The sequence below is a fragment of the Lapidilactobacillus wuchangensis genome (assembly GCF_003946645.1).
Classification (GTDB): domain Bacteria; phylum Bacillota; class Bacilli; order Lactobacillales; family Lactobacillaceae; genus Lapidilactobacillus; species Lapidilactobacillus wuchangensis.
In genome coordinates this window covers 117716-124470 of record NZ_RHOU01000007.1, presented here as the reverse complement: position 1 = coordinate 124470, position 6755 = coordinate 117716, and the positions used below count along the sequence as shown (strand labels likewise).

Below are 6755 nucleotides of genomic sequence, written 5' to 3'. Positions count from 1 at the left end.
TATCCATGCCGAACACAGAAGTTAAGCTTCTTAGCGCTGAAAGTAGTTGGTGGGAGACTGCCTGCGAGGATAGGGCGCTGCCACGCTCGATTCCGGTTTAGCTCAGTTGGTAGAGCGCTTGACTGTTAATCAAGATGTCGTCAGTTCGAGTCTGACAACCGGAGTAAATAATCGGCTAATATGGCCGATTTTTTTATTGATTATAATTGCTAAAGCAGTTATGATATTACTAATGGCCCCTTGGTCAAGTGGTTAAGACACCGCCCTTTCACGGCGGTAACATGGGTTCAAATCCCGTAGGGGTCATAAAACTTAATAGTGTTTTGACATTAAGTATTGCCGTCTTAGCTCAGCTGGTAGAGCATCGGTATCGTAAACCGAGGGTCACAGGTTCAAATCCTGCAGACGGCACTAATAAAGGAATCGCCAAGGTGAGTTGGCGGTTCCTATTTTTTGTGGCTACTTAATGTGATTACTGGTTGGGTCCTTAGCTGCTTAGTTTGATTCAAATGTTGAGCTGATAATGAGTCTGTCATTTGGTAATAACTACTACGGCAGTCAATAACCAAGGCTTTAGCAACGCCGTAAAAATCATGATTACTTACCCAGTCATTAATTTAGCGTTAATGATCATCAGTCTTCTCAGAGAAATGATTTCCTAATAAAAGAGCTGTCCTTTGAAATTCAGAACACGAATTTCAAAGGACAGCCTTTTTTAGTTATTTTTAACAGCGCGAGTTAGTAAATATTGCGGTACATACTTTCCTAATAAATCGTCAGGCCCACGATCTTCAAGCAGGTTAGTTAGGGTAAGACCAGCTTTAAGTTGGCCGCCAATTTGTTCTTCTAGAGAATGGCTGAACTGCACACTACCATCAAGTGCCATCGATTGTTTCATTAATTCAGGATCCTTCAGCGGATTGTATGGCAGTGGATGTTTAACCACTAATTCGGTTGTGTGATCATCAACGTCGAATAAATAGTTCAGCCCGTTATCCATGCCGGCCAACAGCACACCACCAGGACGCAAAATACGATAACATTCATCCCAAATATGCTGCACATCCTCAACATAACAATTAGCAATCGGATGGAAAATTAAATCGAAGGATTCATCAGCAAAGGGCAGTCGTTGACTCATATCAGCCTTGACGATTTTCAACTGATAACCTTCACGATCAGCCACCTTTTGTTCACTGGCCAATTGGCTGTCTGAGTAATCTAAAACCGTTGCATTGGCACCTAACGCCTGAAAAACGGGCATTTGTTGGCCACCACCACTAGCAAGGCCTAATAAATCAGTGCCAGTTAAGCGATTATCTTTTAAAAAGGGGGCAAACCAACTGGCGGGAACAGGGACTTGTGGTGTCAGGACGACCTGCCAATGACCTTGTTTGGCCTGGAGATAGGCCTCATGACTTAGTGGCTGGCCCCATTCCCAGCCTTCAGCCACCCATTTGTCCATGGCGGCAGCGTTAATATCCGTGTAATTTGTTTTCATATGCGTACCTCGCATTTTCTAATTAATTCAAGTTTAGCATATTGACCAATAAAAAACGCCACCTTACACCGGCAAATGTTTCCTTACGTAAGTCATGGGAGTGGATACGTAAGAACTCCAGGGGGGAATTGGAAACATTGCGGTGTGGTGACATTTTTACTTCGTCTAATCTATCATTGGGAGTGTTTATCACGAAGATATTTTAAGGGGGGAGGGCAAACACCTTCTGACATATTAATGATCAAGATTTTGCGAATAAACGAGGTTGTCTAATGAAATTCAACTGTTGTTCGAACTTCTGGGTTAAGTAATGAAAGACTAATTTATTACAGATTGGACTATTTCAAATTGTTTCATAAAGAATGACCTGAACAATTAGCGCTAAGTTAAATCCTTGGGCGAAAAGCATTTAATTATTGCAATCGTTACCGGACAATCTTTACTGCAATCAACGAATTTATCCTTTTAGACATTGTGAATTTTTCCGTCTAACTTTGGATAGCCTCACAACTGAACGACAATTAGTTTGCCATCAAGTTTTTGTGTGCAATTGCGAGGACGATCCGCAGTACCATCAAGTTTACTAGTAAAGCTCATTGTGTGACTAACCTCCTTTATGTTTTATATTATGCCAACTGCTTTTACAAAAAGCAAATGATTTGCATTAGATTTTTGTAAAAATGTCTAGTAATTATTAGACAAGTTAATTTTGCTTCGTCGGCCGGTTAACTACCCAGGTCGCCAGGGGAACAATTAGCAGGACGCCAATAATTGAATCGACAATAACCAGCGCTTCTTGAACAAATAATTTATCGTTCATGATTTGGCTAAATGTATAGTGCAGGCGCGTGTACCAAATAAATAGGGCTAAGCAGCTGCCAAAGAAACCAAACAAGATCGTGTTGATGGCAGTGCCTAAAATATCTTGGCCCATGTTACGCGCGCTTTGCCAATAAGCTTCATGACTTAAATCCTGTTTTTGTTTTTTTAACTCAATCAAGCCAGCACTCATAGCCACGGCCGCTTCAGAGATGGCACCTAAGGTACTGAAGATAGCGACCAAAATACCAATTGCAGCGTAATTAAGCCCTGGTGCCATGCTCATGCCGATTAAATCCTCACTAGCCTGCTCGCCAACACCAATCGCTTGGGCGAGGTAATCTAATCCTAAAATAACCAGCGTGATTAAGATGGTGACGATTAATGAACTACGAAAAGCGCGGTCAGCAATTTTCGTATCGTGGGTGCCTAGATAAATAATGGTCAGTAGTTTCAAGGGCACGAAGCAAATAATCGTGAACCAAACATTGGCGCCCCAACTAATCAATAAAGCAACCAAGAAAATTAGCAGGAAATTAATGATGATACTGAAAAAACTCTTCAAGCCGGCAGTACCACCAACTAAACAAATTAGAATCAGCAATACAATTAAGAGGACATTCAGACTACTCATGCTGCACCTGCTTTCGCCGCAATAATAAACTGGCCAAGGTGGCAATTGGCACGGTCAGAACAATGCCGATCGCCGAGATCAAGCTTTGAATCACGCCCAGGGACAAAGTATAAGTGAAGGTGTAATTGATCGAATTATTATCCCGCAAATATAAAATCGTCATGGGCAACGCGTCCGCCATAAAAATCAAAAATAAGACGTTAATGAGCGGTCCCATGATTTCGCGACCAATTGCGAGGCCACTTTGCCAAAATTGCTTAGTGGAAACGTCAGGTCGGTGCTCCAGGACCTCGTTGAGACTGGTGACAATATCGGTTGATTCATCCATCACTGCGCCTAAAACACCCAACAAAGTTTGACCAAGAAATAAGGAGCGGGGGCTTTGCGTGGCATAAGCAACCGCCATGTAAGTAATCCCCTTCTCTTTGGTGACGGCCATAATGCCATAACTAAGCGCAAAGGCTAGCAGTAGCGCACTGATCGTACTTAAGAGCATCACTGCCATTTTCAAATGCCAGCCTTGGAAAATCAGAAAACTACCGACAGCAAAAATAATTGCCGCTAAACTATAAATCAGAATCGGATTGGTCCCGTTGCGCCAAATATCTAAACGAATTGTGATCCCGAAAATAATGATATTGAAGAGTAAGGAAAGCATCACCAAATAACTTTTTTGGGCCATGATTTGGACGATTAAGAGAATCAGCAAGGTCACCGCTAGAACCAGAACCCAATCGCGCTTGGCATTGTTAATGGTCGCCTTGTTTCCCGTGACTTGAACGAAGACGCGCTGATGTTGCTGAAAGCGTTGATTAACTAATTGCGAACGATCGTAAGTATTGGTGAAGGTCAAAGTTTGTCCGCGTTGGTTCGTGTTCAGCAATTTCAGCGTACCAGTTTGCGTTATTTGTTGATCGCGATTGTCGTATTGATCCTTCTCATTTGTTCGCGTCGTTGTTTTGATTTGAGTGATTACTGCTAAGGGTTCAGTATAATTAGTTCTAAAATAAATCGTGACTGTTGCTACCAGCCCTAAAATCGCAATAATGATTAAACTCAGCGTTTTTTTCTGCAAGAGATTCACCCACCCATCATATTCATTGTTATACGCCAAATTTATTCACTAATGCAACTAGTCTGGCGATTGTTAAGGTTTATTTTGCATTTAATGGTGAAGATGTGTATCTTAAAAGTAAGCAAAATTAAAGCGAAGATAAATTCGACTAATGGAGGAAATGACATGATTATTACCACAACTGGCAATGTCGATGGTCGTCAAGTAACGGCCTATCAGGGAATTGTGTTCGGTGAAGTCGTTACTGGGATCAACGTCTTGAAAGATATGGGCGCCGGCTTACGCAACTTCTTCGGCGGCCGTTCGCAAGGTTATGAAGAAGAACTAACCACGGCCCGTGAAGAAGCCATCGCTGAAATGCAGGATCGCGCCGAAAAACTTGGCGCTGACGCCGTAATCGGCATGAAAATGGATTACGAAGTGCTTGGCAGTGATAATGGCATGCTGATGGTCACTTGTAGCGGAACTGCGGTAAAGCTGGGGTAGAGCGTCAGCTAGCGACAGCGATGCTGCTGGTGCTTTAAGCCTACACATTTTATTTGATTCAATAATTTGCAGATACTAAAAAAGGACGCAATTGACCGTAACTCAATGATCACATCTTTATACGTGATGTTAGTAAGTTGAGCTATTTGGTCAATGGCGTCCTTTTTAGATGATTTTCAGGATTGAAAACAATTGAACAATATGTTAGCTTGAGAGTACATGGAAAGTTAAGCGGTGGCTATTCTTGAGTGGAGCTGATGCCGATGAGACAACTCTGATGCATTTTATCCTAATGAAAGGAGTAGCCCGGTGTCTGTTAAAGATACGCTGGAGTTGATGATTGCCTTTGGCATGCTTGTCATTGCGCTATTATCAGCCAACAACGATTCTAAAAAATAGACCAAATAAAAAACCGCCTATAACTTTGACCAGTTAGCGGTTTTTTATAATAACTTGGCTACCGTTCTAGCGGTTCCATGGGGAGTGTCTGCTGACCGCGCAGGCACTTCTTTTGTATCTTTAGTTTAACATGATTTGCTCAGTAAGCCAATGTTAGTGAAGCTGTGACATAAGTTTTAAACAGAATTGCGTCCGACTTTGTTCCGGGCTGCTTAGCGTGGAACGCTGCCGACATTGATCTGAGCCAATTACAAACCAAATTGTCTCAGATACAAGTCTTATTGTAAGTGCTAAAGCACCAACAATAATTTGGCGGCTGACGCTAAGATCCCTCCACGCCGTCTGGAGTTGAAATAGTACCCTTAATTTTATCAGTATTCGAGGTAGAAATTGTGGGATTACATTCAACTTTCGACCTATGCTATCGCTGTACGACAGTACTAAATCGTAAAGCCGTTTTGTTTGCTGGTTTCTGCTAGCCAGTGACCAGAGGCTTTTATTGTTTTCGTTTGGGTGCGGATGTCATTGCGGATCAGGCCGTAGCGATTGCGATAAGCATTGGCCCAAGACCAGCAATCAATTGGGGTCCAGACGTGGTAGCCGAAGCAATTTGAGCCAGCCTCGATGCCCTTGTGCAGCCAAGTCAGGTGGTCTTTCATGAATTTAATCCGATATTGATCATCAATCATGCCTTGCTCGTTCAAATAACGTTCTTCACGGGAAACACCCATGCCATTTTCCGAAACGAACCAAGGAATGTTATGATATTCGTCGCGAATATTAAGGGCAATATCATAAAGGGCTTGGGGATAAATTTCCCAGCCCTTATCAACGTTCATGACGCGGCCGGGCAGATCATAGTCAGCAAAATATTTATTTGGCATCCAGTCCATTAGGCTATCTGGCGAAATATCTGGTCGTTGAACGCGGAAGGGATGGTAGTAGTTCACGCCTAGTTGGTCAATAGTATTGTGCTTGATCAGCTCAGCCTCTTCAGGAGTGCTTTCCCAAATAACCTGGTCTTTAGTCAATAATTCAACTAATTCTTCGGGAAAATGACCGAGAATGGCTGGATATAAGAAGAGTTTGTTGGTCCAAAGCTCAGCAATCCGGGCGGCTTCTTGATCAGCTGGTTCGTCAGAGGCAGCATAGGCCGGGGTCAAATTCAGAATCGTGCCAATTTTGCCATCGTTATTTTCAGTGAGACCACGATATTTGGCAATCGCTTTGGCAGAGGCCAGGGCTAAATTGTAAGCGACTTGAACTGCCTTTTTGCCATCAACAATTTTCGGATAATGGAACTGGTGCAAATATTGGCCCTCGACAATTACCATTGGTTCGTTAAACGTAAACCAGTTTTTAACGCGGTCACCGAATAAGCGGAAGCATTGTTCAGCATATTTAGCGTATAGATCAGTCACATGTTTAGATTCCCAACCACCATACTGTTGATACAACTCAACTGGCAAATCGAAGTGATGTAAATTAATGATTGGGGTAATCCCGTTGGTAATAAATTCATCGATAACTTCATTGTAAAAACGAACGCCGTCAGGATTTAAACTAGCGGTTTCGAAATCATCAATTAGGCGAGTCCATTGAATGGAAGTCCGGACGGTATTTAAACCGACCTGCTTCATTAACTTAATATCGGCACGAAAGCTATGATAGAAATCAGAAGCGGTATTAGGACCGACAAAATTATGAAAGTCAGTGGGAGTGGTGTCATACCAATAATCGAACACATTGGCATGTGGTTTGTGGAACCGGCCTTCTGATTGGGGACCGGAAGTTGCAGCGCCCCACCAGAAGTTTTCAGGAAAAGTTAGTTGCATTTTAGT

Annotated in this window: 6 protein-coding genes, 3 tRNA genes and 1 rRNA gene; 6 read left to right on the top strand and 4 right to left on the bottom strand. The window is 42.6% G+C overall.

Translation table 11 applies throughout. The features are described 5' to 3' along the window. The 4 genes from rrf to EKM82_RS07440 form a co-directional block, all read left to right on the top strand. Nucleotides 1-86, top strand: a 5S ribosomal RNA gene (gene rrf, locus EKM82_RS12005); the annotation flags it as partial. 5 nt (nt 87-91) lie between these two features. Next, nucleotides 92-164: transfer RNA gene (locus EKM82_RS07450), tRNA-Asn, on the top strand. Between the two features lie 70 nt (nt 165-234). Further along, nucleotides 235-306: transfer RNA gene (locus EKM82_RS07445), tRNA-Glu, on the top strand. A gap of 32 nt (nt 307-338) precedes the next feature. Further along, nucleotides 339-411 (top strand) — tRNA-Thr (locus EKM82_RS07440). Between the two features lie 304 nt (nt 412-715). On the opposite strand, the gene EKM82_RS07435 is transcribed toward EKM82_RS07440, so the two are convergent. The 3 genes from EKM82_RS07435 to EKM82_RS07425 all read right to left on the bottom strand — a co-directional run bounded on the left by EKM82_RS07435 (nt 716) and on the right by EKM82_RS07425 (nt 4029). Next, complete coding sequence (locus tag EKM82_RS07435) at nt 716-1501, bottom strand: class I SAM-dependent methyltransferase (protein ID WP_125767667.1); 786 nt, start codon at nt 1499-1501, stop codon at nt 716-718. Nucleotides 1502-2204: 703 nt separating this feature from the next. Next, entirely contained in the window at nt 2205-2954 is a 750-nt protein-coding gene (locus EKM82_RS07430) for a YibE/F family protein (protein ID WP_125767666.1), read from the bottom strand. Beyond that, entirely contained in the window at nt 2947-4029 is a 1083-nt protein-coding gene (locus EKM82_RS07425; protein ID WP_404802893.1) for a YibE/F family protein, read from the bottom strand. The genes EKM82_RS07430 and EKM82_RS07425 overlap by 8 nt, the downstream gene beginning before the upstream one ends. Nucleotides 4030-4194: 165 nt before the next feature. Here EKM82_RS07425 and EKM82_RS07420 point away from each other — a divergent pair, with 165 nt between their 5' ends. Both EKM82_RS07420 and EKM82_RS11815 read left to right on the top strand, forming a co-directional pair. After that, on the top strand, nt 4195-4515 hold the full coding sequence (locus tag EKM82_RS07420) for a putative heavy metal-binding protein (protein ID WP_125767665.1): 321 nt from the start codon (nt 4195-4197) through the stop codon (nt 4513-4515). A gap of 309 nt (nt 4516-4824) precedes the next feature. Further along, nucleotides 4825-4914, top strand: a complete 90-nt coding sequence (locus EKM82_RS11815; RefSeq protein WP_125767664.1) for a putative holin-like toxin — start codon at nt 4825-4827, stop codon at nt 4912-4914. A gap of 440 nt (nt 4915-5354) precedes the next feature. On the opposite strand, the gene EKM82_RS07410 is transcribed toward EKM82_RS11815, so the two are convergent. Continuing rightward, on the bottom strand, nt 5355-6749 hold the full coding sequence (locus EKM82_RS07410; RefSeq protein WP_125767663.1) for a glycoside hydrolase family 1 protein: 1395 nt from the start codon (nt 6747-6749) through the stop codon (nt 5355-5357). Between the last annotated feature and the right edge of the window lie 6 nt (nt 6750-6755).